This is a genomic window from Roseofilum sp. Guam, assembly GCF_017746735.1.
Classification (GTDB): Bacteria; Cyanobacteriota; Cyanobacteriia; order Cyanobacteriales; family Desertifilaceae; genus Roseofilum; species Roseofilum reptotaenium.
In genome coordinates this window covers 18,018-35,696 of the sequence record NZ_JAGHZN010000039.1, presented here as the reverse complement: position 1 = coordinate 35,696, position 17,679 = coordinate 18,018, and the positions used below count along the sequence as shown (strand labels likewise).

The 17,679-nt window shown below is 42.9% G+C and carries 17 protein-coding genes; 5 read left to right on the top strand and 12 right to left on the bottom strand.

The window, feature by feature from the left end:
• Positions 1 to 66: 66 nt before the first annotated feature.
• Together J7529_RS15830 and J7529_RS15825 are read right to left on the bottom strand one after the other, a co-directional pair.
• Complete coding sequence (locus J7529_RS15830) at positions 67 to 1,116, bottom strand: YheT family hydrolase (protein ID WP_318729805.1); 1,050 nt, start codon at positions 1,114 to 1,116, stop codon at positions 67 to 69.
• A 465-nt stretch (positions 1,117 to 1,581) separates the two neighbouring features.
• Positions 1,582 to 2,388 carry a DUF928 domain-containing protein gene (locus J7529_RS15825; protein ID WP_318729804.1) on the bottom strand — a complete coding sequence of 269 codons (807 nt, stop codon included), beginning with the start codon at positions 2,386 to 2,388 and terminating at the stop codon, positions 1,582 to 1,584.
• 309 nt (positions 2,389 to 2,697) lie between these two features.
• On the opposite strand from J7529_RS15825, the gene panB reads away from it, so the two are divergent.
• Entirely contained in the window at positions 2,698 to 3,471 is a 774-nt protein-coding gene (panB, locus tag J7529_RS15820) for a 3-methyl-2-oxobutanoate hydroxymethyltransferase (protein WP_318729803.1), read from the top strand.
• A gap of 107 nt (positions 3,472 to 3,578) precedes the next feature.
• Entirely contained in the window at positions 3,579 to 4,451 is an 873-nt protein-coding gene (locus J7529_RS15815; protein WP_318729802.1) for a glycosyltransferase family 2 protein, read from the top strand.
• Here the strand turns inward: J7529_RS15815 and J7529_RS15810 are convergent.
• The 3 genes from J7529_RS15810 to J7529_RS15800 all read right to left on the bottom strand — a co-directional run bounded on the left by J7529_RS15810 (position 4,439) and on the right by J7529_RS15800 (position 6,667).
• On the bottom strand, positions 4,439 to 4,888 hold the full coding sequence (locus J7529_RS15810) for a hypothetical protein (protein WP_318729801.1): 450 nt from the start codon (positions 4,886 to 4,888) through the stop codon (positions 4,439 to 4,441). The two genes, J7529_RS15815 and J7529_RS15810, sit on opposite strands and share 13 nt — an antisense overlap.
• Positions 4,888 to 5,862, bottom strand: a complete 975-nt coding sequence (locus J7529_RS15805; protein WP_318729800.1) for an NAD(P)H-dependent oxidoreductase — start codon at positions 5,860 to 5,862, stop codon at positions 4,888 to 4,890. Before J7529_RS15805 ends, J7529_RS15810 begins: the two co-directional genes overlap by 1 nt.
• 217 nt (positions 5,863 to 6,079) lie before the next feature.
• Positions 6,080 to 6,667 (bottom strand): macro domain-containing protein, encoded by a 588-nt coding sequence (locus J7529_RS15800; protein ID WP_318729799.1) that lies wholly within the window; start codon positions 6,665 to 6,667, stop codon positions 6,080 to 6,082.
• Positions 6,668 to 6,736: 69 nt separating this feature from the next.
• On the opposite strand from J7529_RS15800, the gene J7529_RS15795 reads away from it, so the two are divergent.
• Positions 6,737 to 7,810, top strand: coding sequence for a glycosyltransferase family 1 protein (locus J7529_RS15795; RefSeq protein ID WP_318729798.1), 1,074 nt, complete (start codon positions 6,737 to 6,739; stop codon positions 7,808 to 7,810).
• Positions 7,811 to 8,274: 464 nt separating this feature from the next.
• Positions 8,275 to 10,857: a PEP/pyruvate-binding domain-containing protein gene (locus J7529_RS15790; RefSeq protein WP_318729797.1), complete on the top strand. Its 2,583-nt coding sequence runs from the start codon at positions 8,275 to 8,277 to the stop codon at positions 10,855 to 10,857.
• 113 nt (positions 10,858 to 10,970) lie between these two features.
• Here the strand turns inward: J7529_RS15790 and J7529_RS15785 are convergent, their stop codons facing one another.
• From J7529_RS15785 to J7529_RS15775, 3 genes are all read right to left on the bottom strand, one after another.
• A complete protein-coding gene (locus J7529_RS15785) occupies positions 10,971 to 12,032 on the bottom strand; it encodes a Fe(3+) ABC transporter substrate-binding protein (protein ID WP_271943589.1) in 1,062 nt (353 codons plus the stop codon).
• 307 nt (positions 12,033 to 12,339) lie between these two features.
• Positions 12,340 to 12,735, bottom strand: a complete 396-nt coding sequence (gene dndE / locus J7529_RS15780; protein ID WP_271940343.1) for a DNA sulfur modification protein DndE — start codon at positions 12,733 to 12,735, stop codon at positions 12,340 to 12,342.
• Between the two features lie 88 nt (positions 12,736 to 12,823).
• Entirely contained in the window at positions 12,824 to 13,129 is a 306-nt protein-coding gene (locus J7529_RS15775; RefSeq protein WP_318729796.1) for a DUF4926 domain-containing protein, read from the bottom strand.
• A gap of 151 nt (positions 13,130 to 13,280) precedes the next feature.
• Here J7529_RS15775 and J7529_RS15770 point away from each other — a divergent pair, with 151 nt between their 5' ends.
• Positions 13,281 to 13,541 (top strand): PEP-CTERM sorting domain-containing protein, encoded by a 261-nt coding sequence (locus J7529_RS15770; protein WP_318729795.1) that lies wholly within the window; start codon positions 13,281 to 13,283, stop codon positions 13,539 to 13,541.
• Between the two features lie 29 nt (positions 13,542 to 13,570).
• On the opposite strand, the gene J7529_RS15765 is transcribed toward J7529_RS15770, so the two are convergent.
• From J7529_RS15765 to J7529_RS15750, 4 genes are all read right to left on the bottom strand, one after another.
• Positions 13,571 to 14,422, bottom strand: a complete 852-nt coding sequence (locus J7529_RS15765; RefSeq protein ID WP_318729794.1) for a DNA adenine methylase — start codon at positions 14,420 to 14,422, stop codon at positions 13,571 to 13,573.
• Between the two features lie 55 nt (positions 14,423 to 14,477).
• Positions 14,478 to 15,626 carry a hypothetical protein gene (locus tag J7529_RS15760; protein ID WP_318729793.1) on the bottom strand — a complete coding sequence of 383 codons (1,149 nt, stop codon included), beginning with the start codon at positions 15,624 to 15,626 and terminating at the stop codon, positions 14,478 to 14,480.
• A 34-nt stretch (positions 15,627 to 15,660) separates the two neighbouring features.
• Positions 15,661 to 16,278, bottom strand: a complete 618-nt coding sequence (gene rimM, locus J7529_RS15755; RefSeq protein WP_318729792.1) for a ribosome maturation factor RimM — start codon at positions 16,276 to 16,278, stop codon at positions 15,661 to 15,663.
• Positions 16,279 to 16,371: 93 nt separating this feature from the next.
• Positions 16,372 to 17,655, bottom strand: coding sequence for a valine--pyruvate transaminase (locus tag J7529_RS15750; protein WP_318729791.1), 1,284 nt, complete (start codon positions 17,653 to 17,655; stop codon positions 16,372 to 16,374).
• Positions 17,656 to 17,679: the final 24 nt, after the last annotated feature.

Sequence of the window (17,679 nt, the reverse complement as noted above, 5' to 3'; positions counted from 1 at the left end):
TGAAGGATATGAGGTAATCTCGCCACTTGACTAACATCCAAAGGGTGGGAGCCTTTTTATAGTTAATCAGAATATCGACGAAGAATAGCTCTCAAGTAGCACTGCGCAAAACTCTAGTAATCGATTCATCCCCCAAAATCGATCTTCTGAATAGTTGGGTTTGTTAATGTGACTGATATGACCGCCTTTTTTTGTCAGAATCAAATGAGCATGGGAATTTTGAGCCATGCGCTCTTTCATCTGCGGGATGATTTGCGGATCGAATAGGGGATCGTCTTCGGCATAAATAATTAAGTAGGGAAGGGTTAAGCGATCCAAAAAGTACAGGGCGCTGGTTTGGTAATAATAGTCTTCGATGCTGTTAAAACCGTAGTAGTCGATGACCATTTCGCGATCGGACCGATCAACTGAAGTCATCCGTTCCACAGCACCCGGTTTTAACGTCTGGGGAAAGAGTTCTCGCCGTTTTTCGGCTTCGGCGCAAAATTTTCGCACAAAACGCTGCTCAATTTTTCGACCCATGAACGTGGTTCGTAAATGGGCTAGAGAAAGGTTAGATTCGAGATTTGTAGAGAGAGTCGCTCCGCCGCAGATGAGAGAACAACGGGTTTCGATGGCTGCATTTAATCCCCATAACGCTAATTGTCCCCCCATCGATGCACCGGTGAGAATTACTGGAGTAGGACAACCGAGTTTTGTCAGTTGTTCTGCCAGATGAACTTGGTCTTGTCCTTCTCGCCAACCGTAGGAGGAGGGGACGGGGGAAAGTTGGGCAGTTTTTCCGTGACCTCGCCAATCGTAGAGAAGAATGGCAAAATTACGCTGATAAGCTTTGCGAGCGAATAAATGAGCGTACCACTCATTCTTAACAATGCCATCGATTCCCGTATTGAAGATGATTGTCCCTTGAGCATCGGTGGGACAACTCCATATTCCCCAAAGGGGAACGCCTTCAGCACCTGTGAAAATCTGTTCTTGCCAAGGAACTTGGGGGAGATGGCTTAACCAAGAAGCGCGATCGCCCCATTTTTTCCATGTTTTTCCATACCAGTAGTCTACAACCAGGGTTTGGATTAAACCATCGTTGAAGTAGAAGGGAGGTTGATATTCAATCATTGTTGATCAATTTTGACACTCTGTGATCTAAAGACGCACAGATTCTTAAGTAGCCCAAAATCCGATTCTTAAAGGCGTTGTCAAAGCGCCCCTACTGAGTTCCATCAGATTAATCTCGATGGTTCCCGCTACTTTTCACCTTTTGATTGCTTTCTCAGGTACGACCACTCAGCCAGTTCGGTACGTTCAGCATTCTGCCATTACTTCCAACTCGGAGCCACAGTTCAATATGTGCTTTCGGTTGGTGGGATTTCTCCACTACTAGAAGTGCCTCATCACGTAGGCGTTTACCTTTACTCACCTGTCAATTGTAACACGGTTTTACGGCAGCTAAAGCGGATAGTGTCGCTTTTGCGCCCCGAACTAAAGTTACAGGGCGTGACCTACTCCCGTGCTATTCTCGTGTCGAGGCATAATCCCATTCCCTATTCCCTAGCGCTTTGCACTATATTCCTTGACTTCTTTTTAATTTTTAATGGATATGAGGATAATGGGCTGGGAAGGGTTAATCACGGGTAGTAGATGTTCAAGTTCAATTGCCTGAGTGGAAAATAGGGTATTTAAATTCAGAGGAATATTTGGGTTATGCGGATAAGCTTCGATCAGGGTTTGTAGGAGGTCATACCATATTCCATTTTGGATATAAAATCTAATTTGATCGGCGATCGCCCCTTGTGTTAATTGTTCTTGGTGCATTGGCTCTAACGGAATGCGTTTGATTCCTGTTGCCACATGATCTAACCATTGTCCATTGCAGTTCAATTGAAAATAGCCAACATAAACCTGGTTGACCTCTAAGCTTGGTGAATTCGGTAAGTCAGCAAGATTAACGGCGACTAATCCAGACTGTTGTTTCAAACTCAACTCTACTTTATAAACTTCATTACCCGTTTCGTCCTCCAAAGCAAACTCTACCACTTCTGATTGATTGGGAGGAACATAGAAATAAAGGGTAGGAGAAGCTTGGGTTGTCAACCCAAAGCTATGTCTGGGCATAATTGAGCTTAAGGCTTGGTATTCTCCACCCGTCTCGTCTTTCATCGTGCAGCCTGTACGACTTCCGGCGCTTTCACGGCGACTGGGGAGACCAGGGGGTGGGTCTTCCCAGTCTTGTAGTTGAGGAACATAGACAATTTGTGCGCTTTCTGAAGAGCTTTGAGCGATCGCCACCGATACATCCCAATTTAAGCATAAACCAACTAGAGAGGTAATCGTGGCGATCTCCATACACCGTCGGCATAAACTTAACGAGAAAGGAAGGAAGTCAAACATAGGTAGATGTCCACCAAGCAAAAGAAACACCACTGAAATTTATCGACCCTACTAACCCTTGGCCTATCACGTATCCCGTGACAGCTACGTGACAGTACGGAAAGGTCTTTTATAGGTAACTACACACTTCCCCGGACAATTACATGATTTTCCCAGAAAATTAAGTTTTTTTTTAGAATTGGAAGACAATAAAGCCAACCATTTTTCCCAGGAGGGACAAAAACTTCTAAAATAAGAAGGGCTTCTGGGGAAACTCCATAAACTAGCCCAGGATTCATTTCTTTAATTGTGACATAAGGGTAATGGCAAATGGCGATCGCAACCAGCCAATTAGTGAAACGCAAGCGTCAAGGTCATCCTCTGGTGATGCTCACAGCCTGGGATTATCCGTTTGCTCAACTGCTGGATAAGGCTGGGGTCGATCTGATTTTAGTCGGAGATTCTTTGGCCATGGTAGCGTTAGGTCATCCCACAACCCTACCGGTAACCTTGGATCAGATGATTCATCATACCCAAGCGGTCTGTCGAGGGGTGAAAGAAGCGTTGGTAGTGTGCGATCTCCCCTTTATGAGTTATCAAGAAGGCCCCATTCAGGCTTTAAGATCGGCGGGTCGAGTGTTGAAGGAAACTCAAGCGGGGGCGGTGAAACTAGAGGGGGGCTATCCGGAAATGATCGAGATTGTCCATCGTTTAAGTTTAAGCGGTATTCCGGTCGTCGGTCATGTGGGGGTAACGCCTCAGTCCGTGCATCGACAGGGTTATCGCAGACAGGGAAAAGCACAAGTAGAAGGCGATCGCATTTTACACGAGGCGATCGCTCTTTCGGAAGCCGGAGCTTTTACTATTATCCTGGAAAATATCACCCACGATCTAGCCCAAAAAATTACTGAAACCCTTCCTATCCCCACCATTGGTATTGGTGCAGGGCCCCATTGTGATGGCCAAGTGTTAGTCACCAGCGACGTTTTAGGACTCTCCAGTTGGCAACCGCCTTTTGCTAAAGTCTATGCTAATCTCCACGAGACGATTACCGAAGCAGTAAAAACCTTTAGTCAGGAGGTGCGCGATCGCCAGTTTCCCTAATTCCCTATGCAATATAGCGCTTCGCGCTGTGATGGGGGGATAGGGGGATGGGGAGAGAGGGATATAGGGAGAGGGCAAAATCTTGTTGATGCACCAATCAATTCAAAATGCTATACCTGTTAATCGTTAATTATTACTCTACCAACTTAATTCAATTACTCCTTAAGTCCATTCCAGCACCAGATTTAGCGAACCTGCATATCCTGATCGTCAACAATTCTCCAGACGATCTAACCCTTCAACCCCTAACCCCAATCTATCCCAACTTAACCCTGCTGAGTGCACCTGAAAACTTAGGCTTTGGAGGGGGTTGTAATTTAGGATTAAACTGGATTTATGAGCGCGATCCTCACAGCATTGTTTGGTTAATCAATCCGGATACTACCTTAGTTGATGCTGCCATTCCCTACATTCACACCTGCTTTGCAGAACATCCTCACTTAGCCATTTTAGGGACTCAAATTCAAGACAGCCAAGGAAATTCCTGGTTTACCCAAGGACAATTTAATCGATGGCTCGGATCGCTCCCCCATCAACGTCCCATTACCTCCTCAGAAAACCCGCCTGCTAAAATTCTTCCCTCTCGCTGGGTATCCGGATGTAGCCTGATGCTCAATTTAGCCCAATTTGAATCTTGTCCCCAATTCGATACCCATTATTTTCTCTACTATGAAGACAATGATCTATGCGAGCGCTATTTCAAACACGGATATTCTATTGCCGTTACTCAGGCGATCTTAGTCACCCATCAAGTGTCTGCAACTAGCGATCGCAACCTCAAAGCGAAACTTCATCACGCCACCTTTAGCAAACTCTACTTCTTACAGCAACATGGAACCCCTCTAGCTTTGCTCTTAAACTTGGGTTATCTGAGCCTAAAAATTATCCTCGATTGGATTAAGCAAAATCCCGATAACTACCAAGGACGTTGGCAAGGCTTACAGCAATTTTTGCAATCCAGAGTTTCTCATCCGAGTTGACGATGAACTTCAATGGCTTCATCAATCGCTGATTTTAAAGCTTGTGGTTCATCCGTGCCAATGCGAAAATAGGACTGAGAATTCAACTCAATTTCCACCGCATCTAACCCCGATATATTAAACATCCATCCCCTAGGAGTCAGGCGAATTCCCCATCCATAATACCAAGGGTTTTTGACAATCACTGTATTCGTGATACTGGACAAGGGGAAGCTTTTATGAATTAAACCCACTCCAAACGAACATTTGATCCGTTCTGCGGTAATGGTCACGGTTAATGTACTCAACAAAATGGTAAGTACTAAAATCCCGATCAAAACACTCGCTCCCACCCCTAAAAAGCCTTTAGAGAGATAGAAAAACACTAGGGGCAAAAGAGCCGCCAAGAGAACAAGAATAATTGTCCCAAGTTGAGTATGCTTGTATAAGAAAGACATTAGAATCCCGCTAAATAAGTGAGTTCAGTAATTTCAAAGCTCAAATAGTCAACTAGAGGCAGTTGGCTTAAAAGAGTTTCGATTTCCTGGCGATCGCGTCCTCGCATGGTCAGAAATCCTCGCCAGTTGGGATCTTCTGGCGCAGCAATCGTAAAATTCAGCACCTTACCTTCCTTCTGCCACCGGGCGACCATTTCCAGTTCCGCAGCAACTAACGACAGATACTTCTCATCCGCTTGGCGTTTCCGACTTCCGACGACCATAAAGCGTTTTTGTGTATCATGTCCCCAGTTCGGAAAATCTTCCATTTTCGGTAACTGTAGGGGTTGTTCGTCAAATAAGGATTGGAGTTTGCGATCGAGCTGTTCCAAGTAAGTCACTCGCTCCTCTTGACTGATGCGGACTGGAGACCAAGCGATGAAGGGTTCGAGAGGCAAAAAGCCATTAAACCAGAAAATACCATGCTGGACAGGAGCCAGAATCTTATCCATTCCTGGATTTAATCCCCAACCATCATAAGCAGTCGGGCCGCCTCCAGTGGTTAAGATCGCTAAACCCCGTTTAGTAGATTGACCTACACCATTTTCGTATAGTTTCGGCCCGCCATAAATTCGCCCCATAGCTAAAACGCGATCGCACCAACCTTTAAGGATCGCAGGCATTCCAAACCACCAGAGGGGAAAGTTAAAAATCAGTGCATCGCAACGTTCTAGTTTCTGCATTTCTGCCTCAATATCGGAGGCAAAGCCATTCACTTCGCTCGCATGTCGCTCTTCGAGCTGCTGCTTGAGATACTCTGGGTCGTGGACTGAGGTAAAATTGCGGCGATCGGAGATAGGATCGAATCCCATTTGATACAAATCAGAAGTTTCTACCGTATGGCCCAATGCCTTGAGAGTGGTTTCTGCTTGTCGGTATAGTGCAGAGGAAAAGCTTTGAGGTTCATGATGAGCGTGAACAATGAGAATATTCATGAGATATATAGCGCTTCGCGCTAGGGAATAGGGAATAGGCAATAGCTCGTATGGCTTAGGTTCTAAGGCTGCAAGCTGTACCTCATAGAACAGAGAAACGCTATAGTTGTCCTAATCAATGATCGTCTGGTGATTCATTTAGCGGTTCTAATGAACTAATTTACGGGACTTAGAACTCCTACCCAGGATATTTTACCCTATCCGAGATTTGTTATGATTAATGATTGAGTAAAAAGTCAGCCGTTAAGAATTTAGGATCGAGTTGCTCTTCGTGAGGTAAATAAATCGCCACAGGAATGCCAAGATCGGATAAATAGTGACACATCAAAGGGCCCACTTCTGACCATTGAAGTTTTCCTAATCCACAACCCAATGCAGGTAGGGATAGAGATTTAATTCCCTCTTGGACGGCATTCTCTCTAATCCAATTTAACCCCGCTTCAATATCTTCTATTCTAGAGTTTTGTCTCCACTGTCGTTTCGTGGCAAACAGTAAAAACCATTGGAGAGAATTTAGAGTGTTTAAGGGAGTCCCTAAATCAGCTAGATCTGGATCTAATGCAGCTTCCCGCTTATAGAGATAAGGTCTGTTGGCGGTTATTTGCTTATTCTTGCAAGCCTCCCGATATCTAACAAAAATATCCGGAAATTGAGATTTTGCCCTAGCCGCTAATCCTTTACCCATCACTCCTTGTAAATTTACAGTAATGGTAAGGGTTTGCATTTTGGAGAAAAACATATCTCCATCGACCAGAACTATATTATTCATCATATGAAGTATTGGCTGGTGTTGAAATTCAGGCATAATGATTGACTTTGATTTACCTGTATTATTTGTTGTATGATTTCACTATATTTATAGTCAGTTTTTCTAATGATCGATCGTCTTTTAATTAACTTAGCTGTGCTAATGAACAAACCGACGGGAATTAGCACCTATACTCTGAATATTTTACCCTATCTGAGAGAGTTGAATCCAACCCTGTTAAGTGCCCGGAAATTAGAGGGCTATTCCCATTATCCAATTCCAGGAGGACAAACGCCAGAACAGGGAGCTAAAGGTCATCTTAAACGGTTATTCTGGACTCAATTTAGGTTACCTAAACTTTATCGCCAGTTGCAAGGGAATTTACTCTTTTCTCCTCTACCCGAAGCGCCGTTATATCAGGGGTGTCGCTTTGTGGTCATGGTTCACGATCTGATTCCCTTGCGGTTTCCGGAAAGGCGATCGCCCCTTACCCTATATTGCCAGTATTATCTACCACAAGTTCTCAATCAAGCGACTCATGTTATCTGTAATTCCCAGGCAACGGCCAATGATATTGTGGATTACTTTTCCATCAAAGCCGATCGCATCACTCCTATTTTACTCGGTTACGATCGCGATCAGTTTCAGCCCTTAAATTTACCTCTTTCTAATTATTTTCTCTATGTTGGTCGTCATGCGAATTATAAAAATCTGCATCGGGTGATTGAGGCATTTGCAAAGCTACCCCACGATCAAGAATACGAGTTGTGGTTAGTGGGACCAAGCGATCGCCGTTACACCCCCAGTTTAATCGCTCAAATAAACGAACTCGGAGTAACGAAGCAAGTGAAATTCCTTGACTATGTGTCATCAGAAGAACTTCCTATACTGATGAATCAGGCGATCGCCCTCATTTTCCCCAGTCTCTGGGAAGGCTTTGGTTTACCCGTCCTCGAAGCCATGGCTTGTGGAACTCCAGTCATTACCTCTAATTACTCCTCCCTTCCCGAAATTACCGCCGATGCCGCTATTTTAGTCGATCCCTACCAAGTACTAGAAATGACTGCTGCCATGGAAACCCTAATTCACGATCCTCAAGCACGAGAAGATCTAAGTCAAGCAAGTCTCAAAAGAGCAGCACAATTTAGCTGGTCTCGCACTGGACAGGCTACCTGTGAAGTGTTGAAAGCCTATCTTTAGAAGTTCAGGGGGTGACAACAGGCTTGAATCTAAGGCTACGCTTGGCTTTGAGTATTTAAGATGACGAAAAAATTCAGCGATTTTTGGGCAATTAGCCCTCTAACTTGGGGTTATGGTTATGCGATCGCCAGCTTTCAGTTGATCTTTTCAACAAAATACCACCGAAAAAGTGCTAGAAGAAGGCAGTGAAGAAGGTCAGATTACTCAAGCACGCACTTTAGTTACTGGCTTGCTGAACCGGAAATTCCCAGATAGGATAGAGGAAAACTGAAACTATTTTTGAGTTAGAAGCTTGGGAAAATGTATTGAATGGATTTGAGAATTGAGAGGACTAGAATTTTTCATGAATTGTTCACCAATAGACATCTCAATTAATTCCTATTATTTGCAGCTATATACCAGCTTTTCAATCATGCGATTGCATTGGTAATCGTTAATTTTGATTCCCTATTTCCTCAAATCCTATGACTTATATTCTTACTGCTCAAAACACGATCCATTCTCAAGAATTAGGGGGGAAAGGCGCTGCCCTAGCCCAATTGCAAGCTCTCAATTTGCCGATTCCTGAGTGGTTTGTAGTGTCACCAAGTGTATTTTACGAGTGTTTAACTGAGGAACAACAGGAAGATTTGGCAAAAGGTACTATTTCTGAAAGTATTGCAGTATTGCATTTAAATTGTAAGGTAAAAGCAGAATTAGAACAAGCCCTAAAAATCTTATCCCCCAATCGAGAACTGGTAGCTGTGCGCTCTTCTGCTGTCGATGAAGATGGAGCAGACTATTCCTTTGCGGGACAATTGGAGAGCTTCCTATTTGTGCCTGTGGAGGAGGTAGCTGACCGGGTAGTGGAGGTTTGGCGCTCTGGATTTAGCGATCGCCTCTTAGCCTACCGCCAGCAACATCACCTGGGTAACCCCAAACCCCCAGCCGTCCTCGTTCAGCGCATGGTGAATGCCGAGGTTGCCGGAGTCGCCTTTGGAGCCGATCCCGTCACGGGTCAACGAGGGCTTACGGTGATTAGCGCGGTTTCAGGAGTTGGGGATGCTTTGGTTTCGGGGGAAGTCGATGGGCAAACCTATCGCATCAATCGCCAAACAACCGTCATTTCGGCTCCTGAAGAGCATCCCTTGTTAGATGTAGAAATGATCGAGCAAATTACTGACTTAGTCCATCAAGTCGGAGCGCATTTTGGTCGTCCCCAGGATATAGAATGGGCGGTGGAAAATAATCGAGTCTATTTACTGCAAGCGCGACCCATTACCGGATTAGCTAAACTCCCCGATCCCGATGGTCAATTGAATCTTTGGGACAATAGCAATATCTCCGAAAGCTATAGCGGAGTAACCACCCCCTTAACCTTTTCCTTTGCTCGTCGCGCTTATGAGGAAGTGTACCGGCAATTTTGTCTGTTAATGGGTGTGGATAAAACAGTGGTGGAAAATAATTCCCAAACTTTTAATCGCATGATTGGATTGGTTCAAGGGCGCGTTTACTATAATCTCCTGAGTTGGTACAAGGTTTTGTCTCTGTTGCCGGGGTTTCAAGTCAATCGCCGATTTATGGAGCAGATGATGGGGGTAAAAGAACCCATTTCATCTGAAATTTTAGAGTCTATTGGCATTCAACCCAGTCAAAAATCAGCGCTCTCGGTACAGATCATGGATAGCCTGCGCTTATTGCAAACAGTTGCCGGATTAGGACTCAACTTTATCTTATTACAGTCTAAGATCCAGCGATTCTATCAGCGATTGGCACAAGGGTTAGGGCAGAAATTTAAGGGATTGGAACTCCAGGATTTACGTGCCGATGAATTAGTGGCTCATTACCGGGATTTAGAACGGCAGTTATTACGCAGTTGGGATGCACCCTTGATTAATGACTTTTTTGCAATGATTTTCTATGGCATTTTGCAAAATTTGGCTCAATCTTGGTGCAACGAGAGTACGGGGACATTGCAAAATGATTTAATTAGCGGTGAAGGGGGCATGATTAGCGCAGAACCAGCAATACGGGTGAAAGAATTAGCGCGTTTAGTGGCTAAAGATGAGGAACTGACTCAAGTTTTCTGTGAGGGGGAATTGGGTGAGATCTTGTCCCATTTGAAAAATACCTCAGAGGTAGAGCAAAACTATGAAGCGTATTTGCACAAATTTGGCGATCGCTGTTTGGGAGAGCTGAAACTGGAAAGTCCCACCCTATTCGATAATCCTCTACCCCTTTTGCGCTCGGTGGGTCAACTGGCAAAATCCGGGCAATTCCAAGATTCGGCTTCGGTTTCGGGGGACTTACGCCAAGCAGCAGAGGCGAAAGTTAGTCAAACTTTGGGACACTTTGGCGTAAAACGCTGGCTGTTTGATTGGGTGTTGTATAATGCCAGGGAGCGTGTGCGCGATCGCGAAAATCTCCGCTTTGAACGAACTCGCTTATTTGGCCATGTGCGCCGCATTTTTGTCGAACTGGGTAAGCGGTTCATTGCTCTCGATCTTCTCCAGGATTATCGCGATATCTTTTATCTGGAGGTCAACGAGATTTTAGGATTTGTGGAAGGGACGAATACTTGTACAAATTTGCAAGGTTTGATAAAATTGAGGAAGTCAGAGTTTGCAGAATATCAGCAGAATTCTGACATTGGCGATCGCTTTGAAACTCGTGGCATTGTCTATCAAGGCAACCGTTTCCAGGAAAACCGTACTTCTGTTCCACCCTCCGATAACTCCGACTCTACCCTACAAGGCTTAGGCTGTTGTCCTGGCATTGTCGAAGCGCAAGTCACGGTAATCACGAATCCAGAAAATGCCATCCTAGAACCCGGTAGAATTCTGGTTGCCGAACGTACAGATCCCGGTTGGATCATGTTATTCCCGGCTGCATCTGGAGTGTTAGTCGAACGGGGTAGTTTACTCTCCCATTCTGCCATTGTTGCCAGAGAAATGGGCATTCCTGCCATTGTTTCGATTCCCGGAGTTACCCGTTTTTTGAAGGATGGAGATTGGGTGAAAATGGATGGCAGTACCGGAAGGGTGGAGCGCATTCATCCTTCTTCTTAGAGATTAATTAAGTAAGGTGCGTTATGAACGCACCTTACTTAATTCTTATCGCGATTCTCTTTTCTATCGAGTACAGCTTGAAGCCTTAGCACCTAAGCGATCAAGCTATATCACTATTTCCAACCAGCTCGATCCATTAATTTTAAGGCTTCTGCATTATTCTTACCGAAGACATCGGGGTTGAGAGGATCGGCTTTAAAGCTACCAAACCCTTGCAGTACGGAATCAAGCGGGACACCAGCAACCACAGGATACTCGTTATTTCCTTCTGCGAAAAACTGTTGAGCTTGACGCTCTGCGAGATGTTCTAAAAATTCGATCGCGGCTTGTTGATTTTTGGCGTGTTTTACAACACCACCACCACTGATATTGACATGAGTACCCCGACCATTAGGCCCAGTTTGGTTGGGGAAGAAGAGGCCTATCGTATTAAAGACTTGTTGATCTTCCCGTGCCCTCGATTTACCTAAACGAGCCAGATAGTAACTATTGGCGATCGCAATATCACCAACTCCCGCAGCACAAGCTTTAATTTGGGCGGTATCGTTGCCTTCTGGCGATCGGGCAAAGTTAGAAACCATACCTCTGGACCAAGCGAGGATCTGATTTTCATTATGAGCTGCTAATAAGGAACCGACCAGGGATTGGTTGTAAATATTGCTCGAACTTCTAATTAAAATTTTCCCTTTCCATTTTGAATCAGCTAAATCCTCATAAGTAGAGAGTTGGGATTTACTCACCTTATTCTTATTATACATAATCACCCTGGCCCGCTTCGAGAAGGCAAACCAATAGCCTTGGGGATCTCTGAGATTATTGGGGATTTTCTGATTCAGGGTCGAAGAGTTAACTGACTGTAGGATACCATCTTGTTTGGCTCGCCACAGGTTACCCCCATCAACGGTTAATAAAACATCGGCTCTGGTATTAGCCCCTTCACTTTTAACCCGTTCGATGAGTTGTTCTGCCTTACCTTCAATCAGGTTCACTTTAACTCCCGTCGCGCGCGAAAAGCTCTCGTAAAGTTCATCATCGGTGTCGTAGTGACGAGAGGAATAGAGGTTTAAGCTGGTTCGTTGGGCGATCGCCGGCCCTGTGCTGATTAACTTTTTACCGGCAACCGCTACGATCCCTGTTCCTGCTGCGAGAATAAAGTGTCGTCGATTCAATCTCATGGTCATCCTGTCGTTTCCTTTAGGAAAAGTTACTAAAAATTAATTTATAAGACATTGTACAACTAATGAGAGGAATTCCTAATTAATTTTTATTTTAACTTTTGTAAAGATTCAGTACCAACCTAGACAGAGAAGCTAATACACGATCTGAGTTTTTTGTCAACTTAGATTTAATCAGAATCTTATCTTAATCTCTGGGACTAGATAATCTCAACTAATCCAGAAGAATTATCAATAAGTAGCTTGGAAATACCTTCGAGTTTATTGCAGAACTCTTGCAATAACTGATTCCCAGCCGTGCGATCGCTCATTTAATATCAGAGCGATCGCACAACCGGATTAAATCTTCAATCTTCTTCAAATTCGGATCGCCCGCCAAATAGCCAATTCCTCGATGGATATGACGGCGACATTGAAGTGCTAGGGTTTCCGGATCGGTGCCGAGTCCATCATTAACGCAGCGTTGTTTGAGGGCGATCGCCAAAACATCCGCCAACTCCCCACCAAAAACCCGCCAAGACAACTCCACATTACTATCACGGGGAATGGGAACCGGAGACGGGATCGACGGTTCCGCCAAAGAACGACAAAACGCCCAACGACAGAGAATATTCCACTGTTCAATTTTCGTATACCGTTTCAGTTTCGTCAGTTGATCTTTCGCCGTTTGCGACAATTGAATCCGTTCGAGAGGTGCATCCATGGAAGAGAAGTAATGAGTAATGCAATCTTCAGTTTAGAATACTTCAATCAAAAGCCAGAGTTATTCGACATTAGGTTTGAACCTTAACTTACCGGATTTGCTTTGTACTTTTATATCTTAAGAATTCAGCATAATCTCGTATTTGAGCTAATAGATCAACGGGTAAACCATGGATAATTGCTAAAACCTCTGCTCCTATCGCTTCTCGTTCTAACTCAATATCAGACTTTGCTAACGTTAATAAGGCTAAAGTCTCTCCTGATTCACTAAGAAATTCTACTTCAAAAGCTTGTTCATCAGCATAGCAATGAACAATTGTCCCTTTACTATTCTTCTTAAGTCCATGTTCTTCAAAGTCATGATTTAAGGTGACAACATCTAGTTCTTGAAACATTTCCTTTAATTAACCCTTGTATTCTAAAAATGGACGAGCAGTTACAAACCGAGGAGTTTCTTGGCCACAATCAATAATCCATACGGTAAGTATACTCACAATTTTACCGCTAGGTGAATCTATTTCTCCTACGATACTGCTTTCTAACACCTTGTTACATGATACTCCGTCAAGTTGGGCTGACTTGAAATTTTTACCCTATGTGAGTCAATTTACTGCTGATAGTGAGCAAACTATCCTCTCATTTAAAGGAGATGCACGCAATGGAGTACATGGTTTTGTAATTGATGCGGTTAGTGTAGTTGAAGTTACAGAGACAGAGAGGACTAAAGTTCCAGAACCTTCTGCTGTTCTCGGTTTATTAGCCTTGAGTGGTTGTAGTTTAGGGATGTTGCGCCGACGGAAAGTATAGCTATAGCAACTCGTTTTTGTAGGGGCGTTTCATGTCGCAAAGCGAAACGGCTGTTCGCCCCTACATTCTTCAACACTATTGGTAATGAATAACTCCTTCCCCTTGGCGGCTGAAGCTTGCTTATAATTATTCATTCCATATTGCAATTCCCACTCGAAAATCTGAGCAAACTGAAAATTTTTGCGAATTTCTAGGGAATTATCATAGGTAATCAACCAGCGATGGGAACAAGCTTGCATCTGTTGGGCAAAGCGTTGATGCTCAAAGCTGGTATGGAGATTACCATCTTTGCCATATAACTTAGAACCTGTAGCAACTAAATAGGGCGGATCTAAGAAAATAAAAACCCGTTTACCATGCGGTTTCAGCACTTCACTATAGTCCAAATTGGTGATTTTCACATCTTGCAAAACAGGCGCTAACTTAGCCAAACGATCGATCGAAGAATCCGTAAACCGTTTTAAAAATGCTTGCTGAGAAAAGCCACCGGATTCCACAGTTCCTGAAAAACTAATCCGATTGAGGACAAAAAAACGAACCGCTCGATCTAAGTCTGATAATTGATTGACATCAACTTGTAAATAGTTCCGAAACAACCCTTTTCCATCGGTGCAACTGGCTTTAACTTTGCGGACTTCTGAGACTAATTGATCTAAATCAGATTGGGCAACTTTCCAAAAGTAATATAATTCGGGATTTAAGTCATTAATCCAAATCTTTAAGTTGGGATACTTCTGTTTCAAGTAAATGAATAAAGATCCACCACCAATAAAGGGTTCGCGGTATTCCCAGTGTTCGTCAAATCCCTTGGGCAAATGTTGAATAATTTGTTTAACAGCTTTGGCTTTACCACCCGGATAGCGTAGAGGACTTTTAATCATAAGATGAAACAGAACAATTCTCTATTTCATAGAATATCAATGCATGATTCAAGAATCAACCGCAAGAAATTTCTATTTTCAGCTTTTTGTTATACATTGATTCTTGCAACAAACCCTTAATTATCTTCTGATGTGTATCATTAAAAACTACAATATTTTTAGAGAAAAAATTATTCATTTTACTCTCTTCATCGGGAAGTAAAATTGAATCTCTAACTCCCTTTCCTGTCAACTTCAGTTTGACACAGTAATCTATATGTTGACCATCAAGATTAAGATTTTGTAAATTTTGAAACAAAATTAGCTTAAATAGACCATCTTGAATATCTGATATTTTAGGTAATGCATCTTTAGAGCTATTTTTTGATTCTTGTAGAACATACATATCTCCTGTATTATAAAATTCGTCACAAGTTAAATAGTAGGTTCCTCCTAAGTAATCTTTTATTTGTAACTGAGCTTTAACACCATCAACCAAATATTCTAATTCATGTATCGTCTTAGCTTCTCTATTACTAGCATTATAAGAACCCCTAAGTGAGGCGTTTCTGAATTCTTCAATTTGATCATTAAATTTTTGAATATCTCGATCCATACTTTCTCTTGAATGAATCAAGACACCTGTATTTTTAGAAATCAAATCATAGCAATCCAAAGCTTGATTAAGAATATCAGTGAATTTCTCTTTTAAAAGCTTATTATTCCACTCACACGCCGTTTCTTTGCATTGGAATATTTCTTTTATTTGAGACTTAACAAACTTATTATTGAAACATTGCTGAGTTAGCTTATGTTTATCAACTTGATTTTTACTTAAATTCTTTTGGGCAGTATCATAATAGGCAAGAACAATATAAATATTTAGGAGATTCATCCAAGAAATTGTCGAAAACTGAATCCTGTCACGATCTCCATCCTTACCTTCATCTTTGATCACAGGAATAATTGTGACTATTTTAGAAATATTTGATACATTAGAACCGTCATAAGTATTATAAATTCTCGCGAAGGGGTAACTTCTAGTTCTTTTAGGAGAAACCCACTTTGAATAAGAAACCTGAGAAGTATCTAATTGAATTACACCAAATCCTTTAGCATTATTAATATCAAAGTCTTGAAAATTGACGTATTCTAAAGGTTGATGTAAAAATCCATTATCATGGATTTTTTCTATAACTCCTTTTAATTGGACATGACTTTTCATAGCAAGGATACAAGAACTTTAAAGTAATAACTGTCTATTCAATCAAGCCTTCAGGGGGGTTAATCTCAATTCTACCCTTTTCCAGATCGACTACAGGCACAATTTCTTCCACAAATGGAATTAAAATGGTTTTCGGGCGATTGTTTTGGCGACGTGGCTTCTTAATTTTACTTTTGCGATTAGGAACTGTCTTTGGAGAAACTTCTGACTCTTCTGCTGGTTTTTGATTCAGTAATTTGACTTCTAGTAAGTCATTTCCAGCAGCAATGATATCAACAACTACCCCTAAATTTTTTCCAGTTTCCTGTATCCAAACATCTAAACCGAGCAAATCTTGGACATGATATTCATTATCTTCTAATGGGGGACGATCGCTCACCGGAACGAAAAGTTTAGCTTTTTTCAAGGCTTCCGCGCGATCGCGAGTGTCTATTCCATCAAAGGTTAGCACATAGAGTCCTTTCCCCGGAATTAAGCGCCCGTCCAATAACTCTATCGGTTGAGGTGTTTTTTCACCCAACCGTTGTATCCAGCGCGTTCCTGCTTCTAAAAACCGCTCGGGAAAATCGGAATCGGGATAAACCCGCACTTGCCCATCTAACCCTTGAGCAGCAACAATATGACCAATTTCAATCCATTCATTTTGACTCATAAACTTTATAGCGCTTCGCGCTAGGGAATAGGGAATAGGGAATAGGGAATAGGAAACACCTCGTTTTACCAATTCCCATTACCCATAATCCAATTAACGGGATACCGCAGTTTGCAGATACGTTGCTTCTACGACTTGGGCTAGTCTGCTCATGGCAGTCGAAATCTCTTCCTCGGTGGCGGTTAAGCTAATGCGAATACATTGATGTTTATGAACCCATTCTTCTTGCAAGCCAGGGAAAAATGTACTTCCTGGAACAACAATCACGCCAACTTTTTTCAGACTTTGGTAGAGTTCCCAATCGGTAATCGGTAAATCACGCAACCATAACCAAGCAAAAATCGCTCCTTCTCCCTTATGTAAAAACCAAGGTAGACTATTGGGCATAGCCTCGGTTAAACTGGCTTCCAATTGGGCGAATTTGCTTTGATAATGGGGACGAATGACAGTTTCTGACAAATTTGCCAATTGACCCGATTGAATGGCTCTAGCAGCGATCGCCTGACCATAGCGAGAAGAGTGAATACACAAATTGGTCTGGAACGCTTCTAAAGTAGCAATCAGATCTGGATCGCCAATGGCAACTCCAATGCGTTCGCCCGGTAAACCAGCCTTGGATAAACTCATACAGTGCAGTAAATTACCGCCAAATTGAGGAGTCATTTCGGTAAAATTCAAGGCGGGGAAAGGCGGCCCATAGGCAGAATCAATCAGCACAGGTACATTATATTCTGAGGCTAACCCACTGATTTTATTCACTTCTTCATCGGTGAGAACATTACCTGTAGGATTACAGGGACGGGAAAAAATAAAACATCCCGTATCTTCCGTAATCCTCAATTGACTAAAATCGGGGCGATACTTAAACCGATGATTGCCTTCCTCAATATCTAACTTGGGTTTATAGGCTTTGAGAGCTTCCGGCGTTAAACAGACTCCACCATAACCGGTATATTCAGGACTTAGGGGTAAAACCACCTGTTTGAGTTTTCCCTCAGAAGTATAGCCCCCAAAGGCATTAGCTGCATAAAAATAAACCGACTGAGAGCCTGGAGTAATTAAAACGTTGCGATCGCTCAAATTCAAGCCGTAGCGTTGATTAAAATCAGTCACCACCGCATCAATCAACGGTTGATAGCCTTGGGAAGAGCCATACCGACAGACCACTTCCCCATATTCAGGACTCGCGAGTAAATCAGCCGTATAGTCTCGCCACATCTGTTCCACTGGCGGTAAAATTACGGGATTCCCGGCGCTCAAATTAATAAAATGCTGCCCTCCTCCAGCACGCAAAGTTTCAATAATATCTTTCATAATGGCTCGCACTCCACTCAAGCGAGACATCTGAGTACCAAATTGAGTCAGGGCAGGTTCCATAAGCTATTCTATAAATTCTTGGGT

Bases quoted from the DNA above. Each gene is read 5' to 3' on its own strand.
- rimM (WP_318729792.1), bottom strand. From the start codon at position 16,278: ATGAGTCAAAATGAATGGATTGAAATTGGTCATATTGTTGCTGCTCAA.
- J7529_RS15805 (WP_318729800.1), bottom strand. From the start codon at position 5,862: ATGAATATTCTCATTGTTCACGCTCATCATGAACCTCAAAGCTTTTCC.
- J7529_RS15795 (WP_318729798.1), top strand. From the start codon at position 6,737: ATGATCGATCGTCTTTTAATTAACTTAGCTGTGCTAATGAACAAACCG.
- J7529_RS15815 (WP_318729802.1), top strand. From the start codon at position 3,579: ATGCTATACCTGTTAATCGTTAATTATTACTCTACCAACTTAATTCAA.
- panB (WP_318729803.1), top strand. From the start codon at position 2,698: ATGGCGATCGCAACCAGCCAATTAGTGAAACGCAAGCGTCAAGGTCAT.
- J7529_RS15800 (WP_318729799.1), bottom strand. From the start codon at position 6,667: ATGCCTGAATTTCAACACCAGCCAATACTTCATATGATGAATAATATA.
- dndE (WP_271940343.1), bottom strand. From the start codon at position 12,735: ATGGATGCACCTCTCGAACGGATTCAATTGTCGCAAACGGCGAAAGAT.
- J7529_RS15760 (WP_318729793.1), bottom strand. From the start codon at position 15,626: ATGAAAAGTCATGTCCAATTAAAAGGAGTTATAGAAAAAATCCATGAT.
- J7529_RS15775 (WP_318729796.1), bottom strand. From the start codon at position 13,129: ATGTTTCAAGAACTAGATGTTGTCACCTTAAATCATGACTTTGAAGAA.
- J7529_RS15785 (WP_271943589.1), bottom strand. From the start codon at position 12,032: ATGAGATTGAATCGACGACACTTTATTCTCGCAGCAGGAACAGGGATC.
- J7529_RS15790 (WP_318729797.1), top strand. From the start codon at position 8,275: ATGACTTATATTCTTACTGCTCAAAACACGATCCATTCTCAAGAATTA.
- J7529_RS15830 (WP_318729805.1), bottom strand. From the start codon at position 1,116: ATGATTGAATATCAACCTCCCTTCTACTTCAACGATGGTTTAATCCAA.
- J7529_RS15765 (WP_318729794.1), bottom strand. From the start codon at position 14,422: ATGATTAAAAGTCCTCTACGCTATCCGGGTGGTAAAGCCAAAGCTGTT.
- J7529_RS15810 (WP_318729801.1), bottom strand. From the start codon at position 4,888: ATGTCTTTCTTATACAAGCATACTCAACTTGGGACAATTATTCTTGTT.
- J7529_RS15825 (WP_318729804.1), bottom strand. From the start codon at position 2,388: ATGTTTGACTTCCTTCCTTTCTCGTTAAGTTTATGCCGACGGTGTATG.
- J7529_RS15750 (WP_318729791.1), bottom strand. From the start codon at position 17,655: ATGGAACCTGCCCTGACTCAATTTGGTACTCAGATGTCTCGCTTGAGT.